The sequence below is a fragment of the Arthrobacter sp. PTI12 genome, from assembly GCF_056679915.1.
Window position 1 is genome coordinate 48,411 of sequence record NZ_CM155256.1, and the last position, 21,085, is coordinate 69,495.

At 64.4% G+C, this 21,085-nt stretch carries 22 protein-coding genes; 7 read left to right on the forward strand and 15 right to left on the reverse strand.

All coding sequences use genetic code 11. From position 1 onward, the window contains the following. The first annotated feature begins 12 nt into the window (after positions 1-12). A complete protein-coding gene (locus AC1MBU_RS00240) occupies positions 13-918 on the forward strand; it encodes an FG-GAP repeat domain-containing protein (protein WP_479788028.1) in 906 nt (301 codons plus the stop codon). A 112-nt stretch (positions 919-1,030) separates the two neighbouring features. After that, positions 1,031-1,354, forward strand: a complete 324-nt coding sequence (locus AC1MBU_RS00245; protein WP_277358662.1) for a hypothetical protein — start codon at positions 1,031-1,033, stop codon at positions 1,352-1,354. 318 nt (positions 1,355-1,672) lie between these two features. Here AC1MBU_RS00245 and AC1MBU_RS00250 read toward each other — a convergent pair whose 3' ends face one another. After that, the gene (locus tag AC1MBU_RS00250) at positions 1,673-3,193 is read right to left on the reverse strand and encodes a DUF6297 family protein (protein ID WP_479788030.1); all 1,521 of its coding nucleotides are present in this window, start codon (positions 3,191-3,193) and stop codon (positions 1,673-1,675) included. After that, positions 3,193-3,879, reverse strand: coding sequence for an ABC transporter ATP-binding protein (locus AC1MBU_RS00255; RefSeq protein ID WP_479788031.1), 687 nt, complete (start codon positions 3,877-3,879; stop codon positions 3,193-3,195). The genes AC1MBU_RS00250 and AC1MBU_RS00255 overlap by 1 nt, the downstream gene beginning before the upstream one ends. 90 nt (positions 3,880-3,969) lie before the next feature. On the opposite strand from AC1MBU_RS00255, the gene AC1MBU_RS00260 reads away from it, so the two are divergent. Next, the gene (locus AC1MBU_RS00260) at positions 3,970-5,238 is read left to right on the forward strand and encodes a multidrug effflux MFS transporter (protein WP_346027516.1); all 1,269 of its coding nucleotides are present in this window, start codon (positions 3,970-3,972) and stop codon (positions 5,236-5,238) included. Here the strand turns inward: AC1MBU_RS00260 and AC1MBU_RS00265 are convergent. After that, positions 5,235-5,459: a hypothetical protein gene (locus AC1MBU_RS00265; protein ID WP_479788033.1), complete on the reverse strand. Its 225-nt coding sequence runs from the start codon at positions 5,457-5,459 to the stop codon at positions 5,235-5,237. The genes AC1MBU_RS00260 and AC1MBU_RS00265 overlap by 4 nt on opposite strands. 433 nt (positions 5,460-5,892) lie before the next feature. Here AC1MBU_RS00265 and AC1MBU_RS00270 point away from each other — a divergent pair, with 433 nt between their 5' ends. Together AC1MBU_RS00270 and AC1MBU_RS00275 are read left to right on the forward strand one after the other, a co-directional pair. Next, positions 5,893-6,294, forward strand: a complete 402-nt coding sequence (locus AC1MBU_RS00270; protein ID WP_479788035.1) for a VOC family protein — start codon at positions 5,893-5,895, stop codon at positions 6,292-6,294. 18 nt (positions 6,295-6,312) lie between these two features. After that, on the forward strand, positions 6,313-7,218 hold the full coding sequence (locus tag AC1MBU_RS00275) for a ribonuclease Z (protein ID WP_479788036.1): 906 nt from the start codon (positions 6,313-6,315) through the stop codon (positions 7,216-7,218). A 12-nt stretch (positions 7,219-7,230) separates the two neighbouring features. Here the strand turns inward: AC1MBU_RS00275 and AC1MBU_RS00280 are convergent, their stop codons facing one another. From AC1MBU_RS00280 to AC1MBU_RS00320, 9 genes are all read right to left on the reverse strand, one after another. After that, positions 7,231-8,268, reverse strand: coding sequence for an isopenicillin N synthase family dioxygenase (locus AC1MBU_RS00280; protein ID WP_346027519.1), 1,038 nt, complete (start codon positions 8,266-8,268; stop codon positions 7,231-7,233). 60 nt (positions 8,269-8,328) lie between these two features. Next, positions 8,329-8,820, reverse strand: a complete 492-nt coding sequence (locus AC1MBU_RS00285) for a DNA alkylation repair protein (protein ID WP_479788038.1) — start codon at positions 8,818-8,820, stop codon at positions 8,329-8,331. Positions 8,821-8,823: 3 nt separating this feature from the next. Further along, entirely contained in the window at positions 8,824-9,063 is a 240-nt protein-coding gene (locus AC1MBU_RS00290; RefSeq protein WP_479788040.1) for an antitoxin, read from the reverse strand. 111 nt (positions 9,064-9,174) lie between these two features. Beyond that, positions 9,175-10,413, reverse strand: a complete 1,239-nt coding sequence (locus AC1MBU_RS00295) for an ABC transporter permease (protein WP_479788042.1) — start codon at positions 10,411-10,413, stop codon at positions 9,175-9,177. Then, positions 10,410-11,291, reverse strand: coding sequence for an ABC transporter ATP-binding protein (locus AC1MBU_RS00300; RefSeq protein ID WP_479788044.1), 882 nt, complete (start codon positions 11,289-11,291; stop codon positions 10,410-10,412). Before AC1MBU_RS00300 ends, AC1MBU_RS00295 begins: the two co-directional genes overlap by 4 nt. Before the next feature lie 80 nt (positions 11,292-11,371). Next, on the reverse strand, positions 11,372-12,070 hold the full coding sequence (locus tag AC1MBU_RS00305; protein WP_479788046.1) for a response regulator: 699 nt from the start codon (positions 12,068-12,070) through the stop codon (positions 11,372-11,374). 58 nt (positions 12,071-12,128) lie between these two features. After that, complete coding sequence (locus AC1MBU_RS00310) at positions 12,129-13,493, reverse strand: sensor histidine kinase (protein WP_479788048.1); 1,365 nt, start codon at positions 13,491-13,493, stop codon at positions 12,129-12,131. A 102-nt stretch (positions 13,494-13,595) separates the two neighbouring features. Then, positions 13,596-14,417, reverse strand: coding sequence for a GAF domain-containing protein (locus AC1MBU_RS00315; protein ID WP_479788050.1), 822 nt, complete (start codon positions 14,415-14,417; stop codon positions 13,596-13,598). Positions 14,418-14,489: 72 nt separating this feature from the next. Next, positions 14,490-15,071 (reverse strand): sigma-70 family RNA polymerase sigma factor, encoded by a 582-nt coding sequence (locus tag AC1MBU_RS00320; RefSeq protein ID WP_277358678.1) that lies wholly within the window; start codon positions 15,069-15,071, stop codon positions 14,490-14,492. A 297-nt stretch (positions 15,072-15,368) separates the two neighbouring features. Between AC1MBU_RS00320 and AC1MBU_RS00325 the strand changes: the two genes are divergently transcribed. Further along, on the forward strand, positions 15,369-16,823 hold the full coding sequence (locus AC1MBU_RS00325; RefSeq protein WP_479789818.1) for a glyceraldehyde-3-phosphate dehydrogenase: 1,455 nt from the start codon (positions 15,369-15,371) through the stop codon (positions 16,821-16,823). Positions 16,824-17,040: 217 nt separating this feature from the next. After that, positions 17,041-17,370: a hypothetical protein gene (locus tag AC1MBU_RS00330; protein WP_157358981.1), complete on the forward strand. Its 330-nt coding sequence runs from the start codon at positions 17,041-17,043 to the stop codon at positions 17,368-17,370. Here the strand turns inward: AC1MBU_RS00330 and AC1MBU_RS00335 are convergent. The 3 genes from AC1MBU_RS00335 to malQ all read right to left on the reverse strand — a co-directional run bounded on the left by AC1MBU_RS00335 (position 17,360) and on the right by malQ (position 21,077). Further along, complete coding sequence (locus tag AC1MBU_RS00335) at positions 17,360-17,464, reverse strand: MFS transporter small subunit (RefSeq protein ID WP_428831008.1); 105 nt, start codon at positions 17,462-17,464, stop codon at positions 17,360-17,362. The genes AC1MBU_RS00330 and AC1MBU_RS00335 overlap by 11 nt on opposite strands. A gap of 7 nt (positions 17,465-17,471) precedes the next feature. Next, entirely contained in the window at positions 17,472-18,854 is a 1,383-nt protein-coding gene (locus AC1MBU_RS00340; RefSeq protein ID WP_056544968.1) for an OFA family MFS transporter, read from the reverse strand. Between the two features lie 150 nt (positions 18,855-19,004). After that, positions 19,005-21,077, reverse strand: coding sequence for a 4-alpha-glucanotransferase (gene malQ, locus AC1MBU_RS00345; protein ID WP_479788054.1), 2,073 nt, complete (start codon positions 21,075-21,077; stop codon positions 19,005-19,007). Positions 21,078-21,085: the final 8 nt, after the last annotated feature.

Genomic DNA, 21,085 nt, shown 5'->3' on the forward strand with positions numbered 1-21,085 from the left:
GGGGAACTCTCGATGACATTGCTGTCCAAAATTCGGGTGGGATTGCTTTCCACCCTTATCCTCTCCACCACTTTTACCGCTCTTCCAGCGCAGGCTGAGCCGACGCCACATACAGTTACCCCGTCCATTACCGAGGCGGACATTGTCACTTTCGACGCCAACGGAACGTTGTGGGCTTACAGCAGCGACGCCCGGATTCCGGATGATCCACTAAGCCGCCGACAGGTCGGCTCCGGGTGGACAGTCATGAGGGACCTGAAAACAGCCGACTGGAATCAGGACGGGATCCAGGACATTGTCGCAGTTGGCAAAAACGGCAACCTCTACGTCTACTACGGCGCCCCGGCGGGTGGCTTCACCCGGACAACCATTGGAACAGGTTGGGGATCGTACGACATCTCGGTTGGCCAGTGGAAAGTATCCGATGAGTATCCGTCGATAATTGCGGTGAATCTGGACACAGAAATCCTGTACAACTACCCCAATCTTTCCGGAGGCGCATTGTCTCCACGAGTGATTGAAGGTCGGGGATGGAGCCGTTCTCTGCCACATCAACTCCTTGACTATGACTTCGACGGCAAAGCGGACATCCTGGCCCAACAATCTGCAACAGGGAAATTGCTCCGGTACAGAACCGATGGCAACGGAAACTTCATCAATGAGCCCCACCCGGTAGTTGGTACGGGCTGGAGCGTAATGAATGAGGTCGCGGCGTATTCCGGCTATCAGGGGGACGGACTCATCTGTAACTGCCCCACCCAAATTACCCACCCTGGCCTTTTAGCTCGAACGCACGACGGAATTCTTTACTACTACGGGTTATGGGATGGTAAATGGAGTACTCCCGATCGAATTGGAACCGGCTGGAACGGTTACACAATCGCCGGATCTGAAAGCCCCCGCCGATTCAGCTATTAGGAGCGTGGTTCGCCGTCGGCAACGGCGGCGAACCACGCTCAAGCGCCCGGTCGGGTTCCGCTGTGCCGTTGCGGCTGTTTGAATGGAATACGACCATTCAAGGGGGAACGTCATGACCTACACCAAACTTCTACTCACCGGCGGCACATCGCTGCTTGCCGGCTTTTTCCTATTCCTGGCCCCGCTTAGCACCATCCTTGAGGGCACAGCGGGCGGACTGGACTGGTTCCTTGCAGCTGTCGGCGCCTTTCTGCTGCTGGAGGGAATCGCAATGTTCTTCCTCGGTATGAAAGCACGCAAACGAGACCTCAGCCGCGCCCGCACCTACGGGGAAGAATCGAGTGACAAGCCGTTCAACGACGACCGCCCGCAGAACCCGCACCAATTTCCGGGAGCCGGCGTCCAGGGGCAGGTCGGAACGGGTGGAATGCCCTGAGGGCAGTCGATGAATTCCTACGTCGCAGTCGCCCTTGGATGACTCGTCGTTGAGGCGATCGAAGTTTGACCCTTCACTGCTCAAGATCGAGCGGCGGCCTCACGGAATGAGGCGAGATCACCCCACTCATCTGGTTCATCGAGTGGCTGATCATCGTAAGCACTATATTTTGCGTCAACCAGCACGGCTCCCGAGAATCCAGGCACCTTGTGCCGCATGTCTTCCAACATTCGCGAGATGAACCTGACGCTCAGCCACTGGTGAGTCATCCCACAATCCTGCCACTCGTCTCCCAGAGACCGAAAGAGCCTACTAGGGCTAGCCGTGCGGGTTGGTCATGGCAACCACCAGGAACACCACGCCGCTGATCACCGCCTGAACAACAAGCACCGGCAGCGCAACCACGCCGAGGTACAGCGTGAGGACCACCGGCATCAGGCTCAGAACCGTCACGTCCACACCGCGCAGCAAGGCTGCCAGTTGCGCGCGAGGGACGGGGCCGAACGGCGTCTCGACCGGTGGCGCTGACCAGTCCGTCGCAGGGCGGCTGGCACCACGAACGGTACCCGCACCCATCCCGATTCCGGCGAGTGCCGACACCACGATCAACATCGGTCCAGCCGCTCCGAGGACCACCAGCACCCCGCCGAGCAGTGCCATCCACAGCACCATGGTGGCGGCTGGCATGACAGCCCGGCTGGCCCGAACCAGTGCCGGGTTCACCGGCACCAGCCCATCGAGCTCCGGCACCAGTGCCGCTCTCCGCGCTACCGTCCCAAAACCCGACGCGGCTGCGCATCCAGCGAGAACGACAGCGCCCAGCTGCACAAAGACCGGCATTCCGCCGTCCACAAGCATCACCGCGACACACGCAACCAGCCAGAGCACCGCCGTCGTCGGCGTAGGGTGCAGGCGCAGGAAGGCAACGACGTCGGCGCGCAGCAGTGCTGCGAGCGGCGCCCGCGTGGGCCGGGCAAAAAACCGGGCACCGCGGCGGTACGCGGTACGTGACTCAGCTCGGACGGCACGGAACAACTCATTCGAATCCATGAAATACAGCGATGATCCTATGTGCCCAGACACGGCTCCGGCACGGGTGAGCTCGCCGCCGGGGACAAACCCCGCGCGCGATGAAACGAGCACCAACAGTGCGCTGGCAATCACCAGTCCTGCACCGAACGACCACGCTGACGGCAGCAGCACCGTGGCCAGCGCACCGGCAACCACAAGGCCTCCCGCCGCCACCTTCAACCCAACGGATTGGGGCCTCCCCTGGAGTAATGCGGCAATGCCTACCACGGCCACCACGAGAGCTCCGAACGTTGCGGCAGCATAGGCATGGCTCAGAGCAGTCCGATCCAGAGCACCCAGGACGCTGACCGGGGCGTAGGCCAGAGCTGCGCCAGCACCGGCGAGCATGGCACGCCGCAGGAACGGACCCCACACCATCGGCCGCCGGTCTACGGGCAGCGAAAGCCACCACGTGCTCTCCGGACCGCCCACCGCGAGCGGTCCCAGCCTCCGGCCAAGAAGGACGACGCCGGCAAGCGCCGCGAAGGTCAGCAGAACCTCCAGCGCCTGGCTGGGGAGGACGAGTACCGGGTCGGCGATGAGTCCATGGTCCGTGGTTGAGCGTTGAGCGAATTCACCACGCAGCGCGAGCACGAAGGACACCGCAAGGGCAACCGCACACCCGAGAGCAAGAACGCTGACATAAACGTCGACGAACAGGTCAGGCAGGGAGGTCCGGGACCGGTTGTAGCGGCGAGCGGACCGCCGAGTGAACCTGACGATTTCCCCGGCCCGACCGGCCGTGCCGGTCTCCGTCACCGTGCTCATCAGGCGCCCGCGATGATGGCCGCTGCCACCTCCGACGTTGCGAGGGTCACCTCGTCATCGATGACCAGGCAGGAGGTTGCCGTGTCCAGCAGGAGCTGCGGATCATGCGTGACGAGCACTACCGTTGCCCCGCCGTCCGCCAATGACCGGATGCGCCGGCCAAGCGCTTCGCGCATCACCGGGTCCAGCCGCTGTTCCGGCTCGTCGAGGATGAGCAGCGAGGCCGGCCGCATCAAACCGGCAGCGAGCAGGGTGCGGCGGCGCTGGCCCGATGAGAGCGATTCAGGCACGACGTCCGCCCGCTCCTGCAGGCCGAAGAAGCTCAACTCCTCCTCCACCTGCTCCTCAGGATCGGGGAGGGAATGCCCGCGTGCAACCAGCAGCAGGTGTTCGCGGACGGTAAGGGACGGGAAGAACAGGTCCTCGTCGAAGACGGCGGACACCTCCCGGCGGAAGGCAACGGCGTCGGGATTTGCCAGCAATCCGTGGACTTTCACTTCCCCCGAAATCGGGAGCTGCCGGCCGGCAAGCGTGCGTGCCGCCGTCGACTTCCCCGCCCCATTGAATCCGACGACGCCGAGTATCTCCCCGGCGCCGACTGCCACCGACATCTCACCGCAGACCGGCGCACCGGCGTAGCCGACAACGAGGCGCTCGGCCTCCAGGACAGTCCCCCATGAACTCACCCTCCAACCCTAGCGGGGAGGCATGGCGGTGGCCGCGTAACGTTTCAACTCCCCCGCCGCGCGGCTCATAATCGGTTTACAGTTGATCGGGTGACTGAACTGCCTGCGCCCCAGGCCCAAACTCCCCGCTATGTACCCGGGATCAAGTACATCCTGATGCTGGGCGCCTTGGCCGCGCTGCCCGCGGTCACCACCGACATGTATCTACCCTCGCTTCCCGCGGTAGCGGAGGACCTACAGGCGAGCCAGGCGGCCGTGCAGTTCACGCTGTCCGGCATGCTGCTGGGCGGCGGTGTCGGGCAACTGGTGATCGGCCCATTGTCCGACCGCTTCGGTCGGCGGCTCCCACTCCTTGTCGGGATCACGCTGCACGTGGTCATCTCGCTGCTCTGCTCGATCGCGCCGGACATCGGCACGCTGATTGTGCTGCGGGTGCTGCAGGGCTTCTTCAACGCTGCCGCCGCCGTCGTCGCCATCGCGGTCATCCGTGACCGGTTTGTCGGGTCTGATGCGGCACGGCTCCTCTCCCGCCTCATGCTCGTGATCGGCGTTGCACCGCTCTTCGCTCCCACCATCGGGCAAGCCATCGCCGGCGTCTGGGAATGGCGCGCGGTGTTTTACGCGCTTGCGCTCATCGGCGCAGCCCTCGTGGTGATCGTCTGGCGGTTCATGCCCGAAACGCTTCCGGTTGAACGGCGCCGGCCCGCACGGCCCGCCCGGGTGGCCGGTGGCTACTGGCAGCTGCTGAGGAACGTCCGCTTCATGTCCCTCGCTGTGATTCCCGGACTGGGGCTGGGCGTGATCATGAGCTACGTGGTCGGTTCCCCCTTTGTATTTCAGGACCAATACGGCCTCAGCCAGGGCCAGTTTGCACTGGTGTTCGCGCTTAACGGCGTTGCCCTGGTGCTGTCCGCCCAGCTGAACGCGTCGCTGGTCCGCAAGGTTGCGCCGGCCAGGCTGCTGCGCACCGCGTCCGTTGCGCAACTCGTTTTCGCCCTGATTCTTGTCGCCGTGGCGGCGACCGGCTTCGGCGGTGTCATCGGGCTGTGCGCAGCGCTGTGGCTGGTCCTTGGCACCCAGGGCATGATTCCGGCCAACGCATCGGTTCTCGCGCTCAACTCCTACGGGCACATGGCGGGTACGGCTGCAGCCGTTATCGGCGCGCTGCAGTCAGGGGTAGCAGGAATCGTGAGCCCGCTCGTGGGCCTACTCGGAGGTGACGCCAGATCCATGGCGGTTGTCATGCTCGGCACCGTGGCGCTCACCGTCGTCGTACTGCTTGTGGGGACCCCGGTCTTTCGCAAAGGCGGCTGGCGCGCGTTCGACGTGCCGGCGGATCAGACCACCGAGCAGCGCTAGTCGCTGGGGCTGGTGTCTGTCGTCAGATCGCGATCATCCTCAGCGTCGCGGTCCTCTTCTTCGGCCGGTCCGGCGGCTTCGTTGACGCCGCGAGCCTCGCCGTCGGCCTCATCGTCCGGCCGATCATCCCGACCCACCGGCTCGGGATCCCGCGACACCGGGTGGTGCTCGTTCTGCAGGCCGTCCTGAACATCGTTCTCTGGACCGGTTTCGCCGTCCATGATTCCTCCTGCGATTTCCGCCGCCGTAGTACATCAACGTTACCGCTCGCTGCGGCCCGGTGGGGATGCTGGACATCCCCGTCAGCGGTGGCAGACTCGACCCATGCAGCCGAATCGCAGGAAGCCGCAACGCATCCCGTGGTGGTGGTATCCGAACGGCTCCCTTGATGAGCTGGCCCCACAAAATTTTCCGGTGGTCAGTCCGGGCGAGCGCTGGGTGAGAGCCATCGACGTTGATGCCGCACCTGTTGAACTATTCGCCTGGGTCTTGTTCCCCCGCCTCCCGGACCGCTGAGGAGGCTCCGCAGGTACGTCCTCGCGTGGGGAGACTTGTTCATGATGCGCAAGCAACTGCTCGAACTGAAGCGACTGGCCGAACTGTCCGGATCCGGAAACGAGGAGCGAACCTCGCCCGTTTGAGTAGGCTGAGCCAATGACAGCGCCGAAGGTATATGTGAGTTTCCCCGGTACTGCGCGTGAAGCCCTGAGCTTCTACGCCGGCGTCTTCGGCGGAGAGCTCGCCCTGTATACGCATGAGGAGTTCAGCAGGAGCGAGGGCACTCCTGATGCCATTGCCCACGGAGAGCTCAACGGCGTAGTTGCTTTGGCCGGTTCGGATGCTGGAGCCGGGGACAAGAGCGTCCGGTTCGAGGGCATGATGCTCTCTTTGCTGGGAACCGCTGAACCGGCTGTTCTCCATACCTGGTTCAACAAACTGGCCGACGGCGGCACCGTGGTCGATCCCCTCGCACCAAAACCGTGGGGCGCCTCCGACGGACAGGTCATTGACCGTCACGGGCTCCACTGGCTCATCGGCTACGAGCCCGAAGTGTGAGCTGACAGACTCGACTCCATGCGCGAACTCGTGATCCTCGGCACCGCCTCCCAGGTTCCCACCCGGACCCGCAACCACAACGGGTACCTCCTGCGCTGGGACGGCGAGGGGCTGCTCTTCGATCCGGGCGAGGGCACCCAGCGCCAGATGACCTACGCCGGAGTCAGCGCGTCCAGCGTCACCCGCATCTGCCTGACCCACCTGCACGGCGACCACTGCTTCGGCCTGCCGGGCGTACTCTCGCGCATGGTGCTCGACGGCGTCACCCACCCGGTGCATCTGCACTACCCCGCGTCCGGCGAGGAAGCAGTCCGCGCCCTCGTCTCCCTCGCGACGCCGGGTCTCGACCTCCGGCTCAGCCCACACGGATCCGCCGGTGCCGTCGCCGACGGGCTTGAGGTGCAACCCTTGCGGCACCGAATTGAGGCCTACGGCTACCGGCTCAGCGAACCGGCGTCGCGGAGCCTGGTGCCGGAACGCCTGATCGCGGCAGGAATCACGGGTCCGGACGTCGGCCGCCTGCAGCGCGAGGGGCGGATCGGCGACACTGCGCTTGAGGAGGTCAGCGTCCCGAAGCCGGGGCAAACCTTCGCTTTTGTCATGGACACCGCTGAGTGTGAGGGCGCCGACGCACTCGCCGAGGACGCGGACCTCCTGGTTGCAGAGTCCACGTTCAGCGACGACGACGACGGCCTCGCCGCCGAGTACCTGCACCTCACCGCGGGACAGGCCGGCACGCTGGCCGCGAACGGACACGCACGCACGCTGGTGCTCACGCACTTCTCGTCCCGCTACCCGGATGTCGGAGTGCTGAAAGATCAGGCAAGTGCCGCCGTCGTCGGTGCAAATGCCAACAGCACGTTGGTTATCGCGGCCAACGACCTCGACCGCATCCCGCTCCCCAAGCGCCGCCGGCTGACGTGACGCTTTCTCTGATCAGCGCTTGGAGAGAACCTTTCCCAGCTCCGGATGGTGCAGTTCGGCGACGTCGGGGTGGGCACGCACCCGCCCCTTGAGCACGTTCATGCCGTAGGAGGACAGCATGGGGTTGTCTGGATCATCGGAGATCCCGCGGGCTGCAGCCTGCAACTCGGGCGGAAGCGAAACGGGCTGGACCACCGCGTCAAGGCGCGGCGACCAGAAGAACGGGACGGAGTAGCGGTCCACTCCGGGCGGCGGCGCCTGCACCTGGTGAATTGTCGCTGCGAGGTAGCCTCCGGTGGCCACTTCCAGCATCTCGCCGAGATTCACCACCAGCGCCCCCGGAATGGGCTCGACCGGAATCGGGGTGTCCGTACCGGGCGGAAGCACCTCAAGTCCGCCCACCTCGTCCTGCAGGAGCAGCGTCACAAAGCCGTAGTCGGCATGGAGCCCGACGCCCTGGCTGCCGGCACCCTCCAGCCCGCCGACATAGTGCACGAGCTTGGCCATCCAGGCCGGAGTGGACTCGAAGAGGTCCGCAAAGTGCTCCTCCGGCTGGCCCAAGGCAACGGCGATCGCCGACAACAGCTCCGCACCGACCTCGGACATCAGGTCAGCCCAGCCCATCGCCCGGCTCTCGAGCTCCGGCAGGCTCTCTCCCGGCCACTGGTTGGGCCCCTGAAGCAGCCAGTACGGCTGGTCCTCCGGGTAGTCGGGAACCGGCTCGCGCTCGGGGGAAAAGTCGATCTGCTCGCGGGAGTCCGCGCGCCCGCGCGTCACCTCGGTTCCGAGCCGGGCATAGCCCCGGAAGTGCGGGGAGTTGCGGTTATCGAGTGCGAGCCGCTCCTCCACCGGTAGATCAAAGAACTGCTTCATCCCGCTGAACAGGTCATCCACCTGGGACGGAGCGGCGCCGTAGTTGATGATCTGGAAGAACCCCACGGCATGGGCGGCTTCGCGCAGCTGCTCGATGAAGTCCTGGTCGAAAGAGCCGTCGGGGCGGCGGGCTGTGCTGAGATCGAGCACGGGGATCGATCGCTGGGTATGCGTCATTGATGGAGCCTAACGCGAATACCCCTACCTGATACTTCTCTTTATGACGCAATGTTTCATTCAGGCGGGAAGGGATTGCCGGACCACTCCTGCGGCCCTGCGCAGCATAGGTTCCTGGTCCTGCGCCCAACGGCCGACGACGGCCAACGCCTTCATGCGCTCCTGTCCCGTGAGGCGTGCAACCAGTGGCCGGACGACGTCGGCCGCCAGCGGAGCGGCCAGAGATTCCGTCCGCGACTCCCGCAGAAAACCTTCAATCCTCGTCAGGTCAGTGTTCCGGAGCATGGGAACGCTCGACTGCAGAAGGACCACTGCAGCGAGCCGCCGCTCGAACACCGGCGAGTTGCCCCAGAGCTCGGAGCTGAGAAAGGCCACCTCATCGTGTGTCAGATGCCGGAACTTGCGGCGGGCATCACGAACGGCGCCCCGGACAGCGCCGACCGAAGCGCCGTAGTAGCGGAGTCCGTCGTCCAGCGAGTTCAGCGCATCTGCCCGCTCCCACGAGGCTTCCCGCTGGAGCGCGGCGTCAATGAAATCCGCTGCTTCGGTCAATGCTCAGGGGCGCGGGCCCTGGTGTTCGTCCCCCGGGCCGCCCAAATGCTTCTGGGCCTGACCGCGGGCGTTCTGGATCTTGTCCTGGTGCTTACCCTTGGTGGCTTTGTCTGCGGCCTCGGCTACCCGATCCACAACCTTGCTGCCCATCTGCCTCGCCTGAGGGCTATTGAGGGCTTCCCTGACCTTGGGATTACGCGCAAGTCCCATTGCGATTTTGCCGAGCGATCCAAATCCAGCCATGACCGTTTCCTTCTTTCGAGTGCGTGGGCGTCCTGCGATGACAACGTGGTTCCACAGGGAATTGTCCCCCGCGAACGGCCCGGGCGGAAAGCGGAAACTGCAACCAGACCCCTACTGCTCCAGCTTCATGGCCTTGCGTAGTGACAGCGCGCCGCCGCCCTGCATGATGGCCCGGCGGTAGATCTTCTCGCCGAGGTGAAGCAGAGCTGCCGCGGCCGCGAGCGCGATCCCCAGGGACAGGATCGGCTCCCACAGCGCGACCTCGGAGTTCAGCATGCGGATCGGCATGGCCACCGATGACACCACCGGCACGTAGGACGCCACCACCAACAGTTGCCCCGAAGCGAACAACCCCGCGCCCAGCGCGGCGAAGATCAGCGCCATCACCGGCGTCGAGCTGCTGGTCAGGTCCTCCGGCCGGCTGGCCAGCGAACCGAGTACCGCCCACATCGAGGCGAGGATCAGGAAACCGAAGAGGAAGAACACCATGAACCATCCCGACGCCGGAATGATGCTCCCCACGAGGTCCGCCGTATCAGTCAGGTTCAGGGCCAACAGTGCCGCCCCGCCGTACAGCGCGAGCTGCACCATGGCCAGGATGGTATTTCCCAGGACCTTGCCGTACAACAGCTGCCGCACGGGTATTGCAGTCGCGAGGATCTCGACGACCCGGTTCTGCTTCTCCTCCACAACCGAATTGGCGATGGCCATTCCGAAGATGATGGACGCCATGTAGAAGAGGAAGCTGAAGGCAAAACCGGCCACGTCTGCCACGGCCTGATCCTCCGCGTTCCCGTCGAGCAACGATTCCTCCAGCTCGGAACCTGCCAGCAACTCCTCTGCTGACGTTCCGGCCGCAGCTGCATTCGCTTCCAGCATGTAAGCCTCCAGCGACGCGCTGATCCCGGCACTCAGACTCCTGGGAATCTCGTTCCTGCCCGTCAGCGTCCACGCACCGTCACCGTCCCGAATGAGCGCAGCGTCGGCTTCCTCTGACCGGACTTCCTCGAGTGCTGCTTCCTCCGACTCAACGACGATCGCCGTGAACGTCGTGTTGCCGTCGTCGGCCCGGCCGTCCTCGTCCGCGAGCGCGGTCACCGACTGTCCAGCCTCCGAGGTCACAGCCACCGTAAAGTCCTCACCGCGGCTGGACATGTAGGCGTTGAACACGACGCCGGCAACAATCAGTACCAGCGTCACGATGGTGGAGATCGCGAATCCGCGGTCCTTTGCCTTCACCATCACCTCACGCAGGGTGACAATCAGCCAGGCCGGCTGGGCGTTGCGATCCGACGAGGACGACGACGGCGCCCCCGGCTGCACGCGCCGCTCAGTTGTTTCGGTGCTCACTGGGATACCCCCCGGTAGATTTCGCTCAGGCTCGGCCTGATCCTGCTGAATTCATGCACGCTTCCGCGTGCCATGGCGGCGACAAGCAGCCGCTGCGCGTCATCGTCGTTCTCCAGCTCGACGACGGCATCCCGGCCCGCGACGTCGATGACCGTCACTCCGGCTTCCTCCCGGACCCACCCGGCGTCGGGCGAGACCGTCAGCCTGTGCCGGCGGGGAGCCGTGGCGCGCAGGTCATCCCCGGTGCCGGCAGCGACCAGCCGCCCCTCTTGCAACACCACAAGGTTGTCGCAGAGGCGGTCCACCAGGTCGAGCTGATGACTCGAGAAAAGGACCGGGACACCCTGCGCGGTGTGCTCGCGAAGCAGGTCCACCATGGAGTCCACGGCAACGGGATCGAGCCCGGAGAACGGTTCATCGAGGATGAGGACCGATGGCCTGTGCAGGAGCGACGCCGCGATCTGGACGCGCTGTTGATTGCCGAGTGAGAGGGACTCCAGCTTGTCCTTCCCGCGGTCGCCGAGCTGGAACCGCTCGAGCAGGTCCTGCGCGCGGGACCGTGCATCCGCCTGGCTCATCCGGTGCAGCTGGCCCAGGTAGACGAGCTGGTCGAGGATTGGCTGTTTCGGGTAGAGGCCGCGCTCTTCCGGCATGTATCCGAAAGTGGCGCGGTCAGCCGCCGTGACCGGGCGATCGTCCATCAGGACTGCTCCGGCATGCGCGGTGAGCACACCCATGATCATGCGCATGGTGGTGGTTTTTCCGGCGCCATTGGCACCCACGAACCCGGTCATCTTCCCCGAAGGGACTGTGAAACTGACGTCGTCGACGGCGGTGTTCTCACCGAAGCGCCGGGTCAGGTTGTGCACCTGCAGCATTGGTTTCCTCCCGATTGAGCCTTCTGTCATCAACAGTAGGCAAACAGGATGCAGGGCGGATGAGCCGTAAGGCGGAACCTCTATTCCCCCGGACGGATGAGCCCGCTCTCATAGGCGAAGACCACGGCCTGTACCCGGTCCCGGACCTGGATCTTGGCCAGCAGCGAGGACACATGGGATTTCACGGTGGCCTCGGCGAGGAAGAGCTTCCGTGCCAGCTCGGCATTGCTCAGGCCCGCGGCCATGCACTCGAGGACTTCCTTCTCGCGCTGGGTCAGTAAGGCAAGCAGGCTCTGCTGTCGGAGCTGCCCGGCGCTTGGCTGCTTCGCCACCGGTGCCGGTGCTTCGGATTCCAGATGGTGGGCAAAGCGCTCGATCACGCGGAGGGTGACCTCAGGCGCCAGCAGCGCGTACCCGCCGGCGACTGCCTGAACCGCCGCGACAAGGTCATCCGGATCGGCATTCTTCAGGAGGAAGCCGCTTGCACCGGCGCGGATCGCGTCGAATAGGTAGTCATCGCGTTCGAAGGTGGTCAGGATGATGACCTTCCCCCGGCCCGCTGCCGTGATCTGCTCAGTGGCCCTGATTCCGTCCAGTACCGGCATCTGCACGTCCATGAGGATGATGTCGACGTCGTTGGCTGCGGCGAAGTCCACCGCCTCCTGCCCGTTGGTCACCTGGCCGACCACCTCGATGTCCTCCTCGATGGACAGGATGGTAGCGAAGCCGGCACGGACCAGCCCCTGGTCATCGGCGAGCAGCACGCGGATGGTGTTCATCACGTTCTTTCCTGAGATTTCGGTTGAGGGGGGAAGGTCGGTTGGATTCGTGGGTTGCTCACTGCAGCGGGAAGCGGGCACGTACCCGCCAGCCGCCGTCGGAACGGGGACCGATCTCAGCCGTGCCGCGGTGCAGAGCAACGCGTTCGCGGATACCCTGCAGCCCGTAACCGGAGCCGGCCGCCACGCGCTGCCGAGGCCTTCCGTTGTCCACGGTTTCCAGTTCCACCCAGCGCTGCTCGCCCGTGCGTCCGGTGCGCAGCGTCATCACCGCGGCCGAGGCTGTGGAGTGCCGGCGGACGTTCGTCAATGATTCCTGCGCTGTCCGGTACAGCGACAACGCGAGCGGTGCAGAGACCTCATCGAGTGCCCCCGGCACGTCCTCCACTCTCGAGAAGGTGACTTCGGGGCCGCCGTCCTGCTGGTTCCCGGCCAGAGCCGCGATGTCGGCGAGTCCGGGCTCCGGATGGCGAGCGTCGTCGTCGTTGTGGGGGTTCTGTACTGACGTCTCGGACCGGAGCACGCCGAGCAGGTTGCGCATGTCGGTGACGGCCTGGCGGCTGGCCTGCTCGATGGTGCGCAAGGACTCGGCGGCGACCTCCGGTTTCCGGTCCATCACCCGGCGTGCGGCAGCGGCCTGCACACCGATGACCGACACGTGGTGTGCAACGACGTCGTGCAGTTCGCGGGCAATGCGCAGCCGCTCCTCGATGACCGCACGGCGTGCAAGTTCAGCGGACTGCCTGGCGATCTGCGTTGCCTGGTCCGCCAGTTGCGTCCGCTGGAGAGCATTGCGCCAGGAGGACATGCCCGCCAGGATGGCGCCGCCGAAATAGGCGAAGTTCACCATGAAGTAGTAGAGCGCCGCGGAGGTCAGTGGGTCGAAGATCCCGCGCCAGGTCTCGTCCCCCTCTGCCACCCGGTCCAGCAGCCCGTCATACGTATTCGCGACCGTCAGGGAGAGGATGAGCCACAGCGTCATGGCGACCACAACAACCGTGGTTCCGAGCCACAGCACCCTGCGGTCCTTCGCCCAGGCAACCGCCGAGTACAGCGACGCGAAGTACGCCACCTGATAGGAGAGCTGCAGTGAGAGCGCCGGAATCCAGAGGCTGAGGATGATGAACAGCGCTGACATGACGAGCATGACCAGCACCGGGAAGCGCCGCCTGAACACGAGCGGGAAGATCATCAGGGCAAGAACCGCGTGCTGGAGCCAGACTGGGCTGCGCTCCTCGGCCATAGCCCCTACGCCGCGGCTCAGTTCCAGTGCGAGGGCGCTCACCAGGAAGAAAATGACGACGCCGATCACATCCCGGCGCAGGTGGTCACCGGTAGGGCCGGGCCGCTCCCACCGCCGCTCCTCGGAGTCCAACCCGAAGGTGAGCCGTTTGAGTATCTTCACCATGTTGACGTGCAGCACCCTCCGCATTGTTCCTGCGCCAGTGTAGCCAGCGGAGGCGCAGGACCGGCTCCCCCGGACGGTCTAGTTCGTTTGGATGAGGGCCTGCTGTGGATCCCGCAGCTAGCAGTAGCTCGCTTCAAGTTCGCGCTGCGCCTGGCCGGCCAACATGCGCAGGGCCATTTCATCCTCCAGGGAGAAGGCACGCGGCTTGTCATCGATGATGCAGAGGGACCCGATGCGCCACCCCTCGGGACCGGTGAGCGGATAGCCCGCGTAGAAGCGGATGTGCGGCTGAACGAGCACCAGCGGGTTTGTCCGGAACTGCTCATGCACCAGCGCATCCCTCACCACGAGCATGCGCTCCTCCCGGATAGTCTCGTTGCAGAAGGAGATGTCCCGCGGCACGTTCTGGCCGATTGGTCCCGTCACCGACTTGATGAACTGCTGATGCTCGCCGATCAGCGCCAGGGATGCGGAACTCACGCCGAACACCCGCTGCGCTTCGCGGGTGATCCGGTCAAACCGCTCTTCCGCGGGCGTTCCGAGGAGGCCCGTCTGTGTCAGTGAGTCGAGCCGGCGCCGCTCCGCGTCAGCGCCTTCAAGATACGCGTACGACGACGTCACGAACCTTCGCAGCGCAGCATCCGTGCAGCTCTCGAAACTGCTCTCCGTGATCACCCCGGTAGCCAGGGATACGTCGTCCGTCGAGTAGGCGGCGCGCCGGGCAGGCGAACTGACGCCGTCGAGTGTCTCGTTCACGGCGTGCGACACCATGTCCCGCTGAAGTTCGTCAATCAGCGCCAGGCCGGAGAGGTAGGCCTGGAATTCCACGCGATCGCACCAACCGCCCAGGTTGGTGTAACCCGTCCATACGTCATCGAGATCGAGAGCCGTATCAGCTACCGCACGGGCGGTGAACCACTGCTGCAGATAGGGATTCATTGCCGCCTTCCAGCTATCCGTTTTACACATGCTTGGAGCCGGGTCCAGCGGACCCGGTAGAGATCCATTGTGCTACCTCGAGCGCGCTCCGTAGCCATCGGCTTCCATTGCGTGGCGCAGGCACACCAGTCCGGACTGGATACGGGACTTGGCGGTCGGAACTTTCACCTGCAGAGCTTCAGCCACTTCGGTGTAGGTGAGACCGCCGTAGTAGGCAAGCCTGATCGCTTCCGCCTGCAGGTCAGTCAGGGAGGAGAGGCAGCGTTTCACGCTCTCGCTCATGAGGGTGTGATGAACCCGCTCATCCACGGGCTCCTGAACGAAGTATTCCTTCTGCGCGTACTGCGCATCCCGTGCCACCGACCGTTGCTCGCTGCGCACACGGTCCACCGCACGCCTGTGTGCAAGCGTGAAGATCCAGGCCTCAGGGGAACCGAGCTCGGCTTTGTACCGGTCAGCAGAGACCCACAGCATCAGGAACACTTCCTGGACCACTTCGGCAGAGATCGCGTGGTTACGCACAACACGCAGCACCAGTCCATGGACCCGCTTGGAAATCTGTTCATAGAGCCCGGCGAAAGCGCTCTGGTCCCCCTCCGCCACACGAAACAGCAGATCGCTGAGCGTCTCTGTGCCTGGTCCTGCTTTGTGCATCGCTACCCCGTCTATCGCGACGACGGCGCAGGAAGCGACGTCGACCGTTCACCGCTGATGCCGCCGAGTACGAGCCGGCCGCACAGGCATCCCCCGATATGCCATTCATCACAGAGCCTAACAACATCCGGCGTAAATCCGCGCCCCGTGTGGCGCACGGGCCATCTCGCGGCCTCCCGCGTTCCGTCCGGCGTCGCAGGGTCAGTATCCTAGATTTACGTCACCGCCGGACACCCCGGCGAAAGAGAGGACCTGATCATCGTGGATCACAAACCTTCCGTCACCCGCGACACCTGGATGAGCCGGGAGGCTCTCGCCGAAGGGATGATTCCCGTCATCGGCCGCCTCTACCGCGAGAACAACGTGGTGACCAGCATCCATGGACGCAGCCTTATCAACAAGTCCACCATGGGCATTCTCAAGGCACACCGGTTCGCGCGCCGCATGAGCAAGGAAGAGCTGCTCCTCGAAGAGACCGCACCGCTGCTGCGTACGCTCGCCGACCTGGAGTTGGGAGCAGCAGCCATTGATGTCGCCCGCCTGGCCCAGAAGTACAGGTCACATCAGGAGGAGGACGGCACCTCCTCTTTGGAGGAATTCCTCCGCTCAGAACTCGCCGACGTCGTCGGGAAGCGCGGTGCCGACACACGGACGAGCACCGACGTCGTCCTCTATGGTTTCGGCCGGATTGGCCGCCTGGTGGCCCGGCTGCTCATCGAGAAGGCAGGCGGCGGGCACGGACTGTGCCTGCGCGCAATCGTGGTCCGCAAGGGCGCCGACAATGACCTCATGAAGCGCGGAAGCCTGCTGCGCCGAGACTCGGTGCACGGCTCCTTCGAGGGCAGCATCCAGGTGGATGAGGAAACCAACACCATTACCGCCAACGGTGTGCGGATCCAGGTCATCTACTCGAATGATCCATCCACCATCGACTACACCGCCTACGGCATCAACAACGCGCTTGTCGTCGACAACACCGGCCGCTGGCGTGATGAGGAGGGCCTCGGCCAGCACCTGCAGAGCAAGGGTGTTGCGAAGGTCCTCCTGACTGCACCGGGCAAGGGCGGCCTGAAGAACATCGTCCACGGCATCAATCACACGGACATCGCGGCCGAGGACACCATCGTCACTGCCGCATCGTGCACCACCAACGCCATTACCCCCGTACTGAAGGCGATCAACGACGAGTTCGGCGTAGTGCACGGGCATGTGGAGACGGTGCACTCCTTCACCAATGACCAGAACCTGATCGACAACTTCCACAAGGGCGACCGCCGCGGCCGTTCGGCTGCCCTGAACATGGTCATCACCGAGACGGGTGCGGCCAAAGCCGTGGCCAAGGCTCTGCCCGAACTGCAGGGCAAGCTCACGGGCAGCTCCATCCGCGTACCCACCCCGGACGTCTCCATCGCGATCCTGAACCTGTCGCTTGAGAACGTGACCACCAAGGACGACGTCAACGACTACCTCCGAGAGATGTCGCTGCACTCCGACCTGCGCAAGCAGTTGGACTACATCGACTCCCCTGACGTTGTCTCCACCGACTTCGTCGGTTCACGCCGCTCCGGCACGGTCGACGGCCTCGCGACCATCTGCAATGACAAGAACCTGGTCCTCTACGTCTGGTATGACAACGAGTTCGGCTACAGCTGCCAGGTAGTACGCGTCATGGAGGAGATGGCGGGTGTCCACCCGCCGTCGTTCCCCGCGAAGGAAGCCATCCCGACGGCGGAGCTTGCCTCCACGCGCTGACGTCCGCGCAGAAGCGCCGGTGAATAGCTCCCGTCGACCAGAAGCGCCGGTGAGTGACACGATTGTGGGGATGTCCCCACGTTCCTGCCACGCACCGGCGCTTTTGCTGTTTCGCTGCGCTGCTGCTGCGCGTCTGCCGTTGCGCTGCCCTCGACCGCGGCGGCGTCTCCGTTCTAGGGTGAAAGGACGTATACCCGAACAGAATGGAGATTCACCGATGAATGACCTCAGTGAAGTTCGAGAAGGTATGGACGTCATCAATGCCGAGGGCAAGAAGATCGGCACGGTGAAGAGCGTCAAAATGGGTGATCCGCAGGCAGTCACCCCGGAAGGCCAAACGCAGGAGCGAGGCGGACTCGTCAGTTTCCTCGCAGGCGCCTTCAGCACGGAGGAGGTGGACGAGGAACGCGCGCAGCGTCTCCTTCGCCTCGGTTACATCCATGTGGATGGCACCGGCATCGGCAACAACTTCTATGAGGCCGCCGACGCCGTCGAACGAATCGACGACGCCGGCGTACACCTCAGTTCCAGCGCAGCTAGCCGGTAAAGAGCGCGGCAACCCTGGTGAGGGTGGTGAAGATCCCGTAGGCCAGGGGCACTGCAACCAGCGCCCAAACAAAAGTCAGTCGAGCCTTGCTCATTTCCATCTCATGCCTCCATTGCGGGTTCGGCGGTCTTCTTCGGTTCGTGGAATCGTGAGTCCACGGACTTGATCATCAGGTTGGCGATGAATCCGATGATCAGTAGGCCAACCATGGTCAGCAGGGCCGGCTGATAGTCGGCGGCGACAAGCTCTCCGGGGGTGCCTCGTGCATCGAGGAAACCATTCACGATCAGCGGTCCGGCAATACCGGCGGCTGACCAGGCGGTCAGGAGGCGGCCGTGGATTGCACCCACCTCAAACGTGCCGAAGAGATCGCGGAGGTACGCGGGCACCGTGGAGAAGCCGCCGCCGTAGAAGGAAATGATCACGAAGGCCAACAGCACGTAGAGCACCGTGGTGGAGGAGCCTGCGAGAGCAAGAACGGTATAGAGGACAGCGCCGACGCCCAGATAGATCATGTAAATGCGCTTGCGGCCAATGTGGTCGGACAGGGTCGACCATCCGAAGCGACCCGCCATGTTGCCGATGGACAGCAGGCCTACGAAGCCGCCCGCTACAGCCGCGGACACGGCGCTGACGCCGTCTGACTGCCGGAAGAAGTCCTGGATCATTGGGGCAGCCTGCTCAAGAATTCCGATTCCCGCGGTCACGTTGCAGAACAGCGCGATCCAGATCAGCCAGAACTGCTTGGTACGGATGGCGTTCTTCGCGGAAACATTGTCGCTGGTGACCAGTGCACTGGTCTTCCGGGTGCTCGGGTCGAAGCCGTCCGGCCGCCAGTCGGCAGCGGGAACCTTGATGGTGAAGGCTCCGAAGACCATGTAAATGAGGTAGATCACCGCGAGGGTCACGAAGAGCATGCCGACAGCCTCACCGCTGGCGACCCAACCCTCGGTACCCGACTCCGGGTCGAACATCCTCAGCAGCTGGGTGGACAGTGGGCTCGCGATCAGCGCACCGCCGCCAAAGCCCATGATCGCCATTCCGGTAGCCAGTCCCGGCCGGTCGGGGAACCATTTGATCAGTGTGGAGACAGGCGAGATGTAGCCGATACCCAGCCCGATTCCGCCAATCACGCCGTACCCGAGGTATACGAGCCAGAGCTGGTTGGTGAAGATGCCGAGGGCTCCAACGAGGAACCCGCTCACCCAGAACATGGCCGAGGTGAACATGGCCTTGCGCGGACCGTTGCGGTCCACCCACGTGCCCATCACCGCGGCGGACAGTCCGAGCATGACGATCGCTATGGAGAAGATCAGGCCTATCTCAGTCAGGCTCGCATCGAAGTGCTCCACGAGGGCAGTCTTGTAGACGCTGGTGGCGTAAGCCTGGCCGATGCACAGGTGCACCGCGAGTGCCGCGGGCGGGATCAGCCAACGGTTGAATCCGGGTGGAGCTATTGTGTGTTCCCTATCGAGCCAGCTCATGAACGGAATGCCTCTCCCTCTACTTGTGGACGCCGTCGTCCCCTTGGCCCCCACCATGGAATATTGTGCATTAGCTCACATATTGCCTGAGGCAAACAACATCGGTGTGCGGTGAACGGTCACTCTGGTGCGGTAAGCGGTAGAACCGGTTCACCGTTGAAGAGCGCGCACCAGGTCATCGAACCGCTCCAGGTCCGGCAGGTCCTCAACGAGCACGACGCCGGCCGGCCCCGCCAGCGGAACCTGCCAGTTGGGATACTGCTCGGCGGTGGTTCCCGGCTGGTTCTGCGTGCGTTCCTCGCCTACCGCGTCGGTGAGCGCCACCCCGAGCAGCACCGACGGGGTTTGCGCAATGAAGGAGTGCATTGCCTCGACTGTCTCCTGCACGGTCGCGGGCACAGAGCCGGTCGTGGACCGTACAAGCGAAAGCACCCGCTCCTGAGCCTGCCGGTCGGCGGACTTCTCTTCCTCCACAGGCCGGCCCAGCAGACCGAGCTGCTCGCGCAGTTCAACGTGCCTGCCCGCGAGATAGCCCGCGCTCGGCGGCAGGTCATGGGTGGTGACGGTGGTGAGGCACGCCGTCCGGTACTGCTCGGCAGGGCGCGGCTCGTCGTCGTCGTACTCGAACCAGAGGATGGAAGTCCCGAGCACCCCGCGCTCTGCCAGGTACTCCTGGACGCCCGGCTCGAAGACGCCCAGGTCCTCACCGACAACAACGGCACCCGCCCGCGCCGCCTCAAGGGCAAGAATGCCGATGAGCGCCTCATGGTCGTAGTACACGTAAGCGCCGTCGCCGGGCATCGAACCCTGCGGGATCCACCACAGGCGGAACAGGCCGAGGATATGGTCGATCCGGATGCCGCCCGCGTGGCGCAGGATGGTGCGCAGCATGTCTCGGTATGCGGCATAGCCGGACTCTGCGAGCCGCTCCGGGTGCCAGGGCGGCTGCGCCCAGTCCTGGCCCTGCTGATTGAACATGTCCGGCGGCGCGCCGACGCTGATGCCGGACGCCAGAACGTCACGCAGGGTCCAGGCGTCAGCACCTGCGGGGTGAACGCCCACCGCGAGATCATGCATGATGCCGAGGTTCATGCCGGCTTCCATTGCGGCCTGCTGAACGGCTTCGAGCTGCTCGTCGCACAACCACTGCAGCCAGGCGTGGAACTCAATGCGGTCCTCGAGCACGGTCCGCTGTGCCTCAAGGAACTCCGGATCGCTCCACTCCGCAGCACCTTCGGGGAGCGTTTCTGCGAGCGCGGACCACAGGGCAAAGTTCTCCAGCCCGGGACCGGCTTCGGAACGGAAGCGTTGAAACGCATCCTCGCGCTGCGGCTGCCGTGGGACAGTGAACACGAGTTCGAGTGCCTGCAGCTTGGCAGCATAACTCGGATCCCGGTCGATGATGTCCGCGTTCTCGTTTGCGGCCCGGAACTCTGCCGCCAGATCGTCGATGGTGTGCGCCTGCGCCTCCGGTAGGTCCCCCAACTCGACGACGTTCTCCACCCGCAGGTAGATGGGATTGAAGAACCGGCGCGTTGTCGGCAGGTAGGGGGACGCCTCGACCGGCGGTTTGGGCTGGGCGGCATGAAGCGGGTTGATCAGCACGAACCCGGCGCCCTTGTCAGCTGAGATTTCCGCCAGCCTCGCAAGGTCATCGAGGTCCCCGATGCCCCACGAGGACCGTGACCGCACCGAGTACAGCTGGGCCATCAGTCCCCACGTCCGCGTCAGGGAATCGGCGGTGGTGAGCTTTCTCGGTGTCACAACGAGCGCGCAGTCGGCGGTACCGGATTCGAACCCAACCGTGAGGGTGTGCCAACCAAGCGGGAGATCGAGCGGGATCTCCACCATGAACCGGCTGGCCACTGTCCCGTTCACCTCGCGGGTGCGTGCGGAACCCGCAGGCAGCATTCGCTCGGTTCCGTCTTCCAGCAGGACGTGAATAGAGGGCGTGGCGCCGGCCGGCACGGTGACCGGAACTGTGGTGGCGTCACCGTCCCGGATGACGACGGCGGCAGGCAGCGTGCGCAGCCACGGCGCACGTTCGGCTGCGCGGAGGGAGGCGGCGACGTCGTCGTTCGTTGCACAGGGCACACCGAGGGCGGTGAGGACCGCGATCAGTGTTTCATCGCTCACCGTCTGCGGCGTGCCGTCCCAGCCCTTGAAGGTGATTCCGACGCGGTGCTGCTCGGCAAGTTGCTGGAGCGGTGTGAGCTTGGCCATGGTCCTAA

Excerpts from the sequence above, each read along its gene's own strand:
- AC1MBU_RS00245 (WP_277358662.1), top strand. The coding sequence starts at position 1,031 with ATGACCTACACCAAACTTCTACTCACCGGCGGCACATCGCTGCTTGCC.
- AC1MBU_RS00280 (WP_346027519.1), bottom strand. The coding sequence starts at position 8,268 with ATGACGCATACCCAGCGATCGATCCCCGTGCTCGATCTCAGCACAGCC.
- AC1MBU_RS00335 (WP_428831008.1), bottom strand. The coding sequence starts at position 17,464 with ATGAGCAAGGCTCGACTGACTTTTGTTTGGGCGCTGGTTGCAGTGCCC.
- AC1MBU_RS00270 (WP_479788035.1), top strand. The coding sequence starts at position 5,893 with ATGACAGCGCCGAAGGTATATGTGAGTTTCCCCGGTACTGCGCGTGAA.
- malQ (WP_479788054.1), bottom strand. The coding sequence starts at position 21,077 with ATGGCCAAGCTCACACCGCTCCAGCAACTTGCCGAGCAGCACCGCGTC.
- AC1MBU_RS00320 (WP_277358678.1), bottom strand. The coding sequence starts at position 15,071 with ATGCACAAAGCAGGACCAGGCACAGAGACGCTCAGCGATCTGCTGTTT.
- AC1MBU_RS00240 (WP_479788028.1), top strand. The coding sequence starts at position 13 with ATGACATTGCTGTCCAAAATTCGGGTGGGATTGCTTTCCACCCTTATC.
- AC1MBU_RS00250 (WP_479788030.1), bottom strand. The coding sequence starts at position 3,193 with ATGAGCACGGTGACGGAGACCGGCACGGCCGGTCGGGCCGGGGAAATC.
- AC1MBU_RS00265 (WP_479788033.1), bottom strand. The coding sequence starts at position 5,459 with ATGGACGGCGAAACCGGTCCAGAGAACGATGTTCAGGACGGCCTGCAG.
- AC1MBU_RS00305 (WP_479788046.1), bottom strand. The coding sequence starts at position 12,070 with ATGAACACCATCCGCGTGCTGCTCGCCGATGACCAGGGGCTGGTCCGT.
- AC1MBU_RS00325 (WP_479789818.1), top strand. The coding sequence starts at position 15,369 with ATGAGCCGGGAGGCTCTCGCCGAAGGGATGATTCCCGTCATCGGCCGC.
- AC1MBU_RS00290 (WP_479788040.1), bottom strand. The coding sequence starts at position 9,063 with ATGGCTGGATTTGGATCGCTCGGCAAAATCGCAATGGGACTTGCGCGT.
- AC1MBU_RS00330 (WP_157358981.1), top strand. The coding sequence starts at position 17,041 with ATGAATGACCTCAGTGAAGTTCGAGAAGGTATGGACGTCATCAATGCC.
- AC1MBU_RS00315 (WP_479788050.1), bottom strand. The coding sequence starts at position 14,417 with ATGAATCCCTATCTGCAGCAGTGGTTCACCGCCCGTGCGGTAGCTGAT.
- AC1MBU_RS00300 (WP_479788044.1), bottom strand. The coding sequence starts at position 11,291 with ATGCTGCAGGTGCACAACCTGACCCGGCGCTTCGGTGAGAACACCGCC.
- AC1MBU_RS00340 (WP_056544968.1), bottom strand. The coding sequence starts at position 18,854 with ATGAGCTGGCTCGATAGGGAACACACAATAGCTCCACCCGGATTCAAC.
- AC1MBU_RS00275 (WP_479788036.1), top strand. The coding sequence starts at position 6,313 with ATGCGCGAACTCGTGATCCTCGGCACCGCCTCCCAGGTTCCCACCCGG.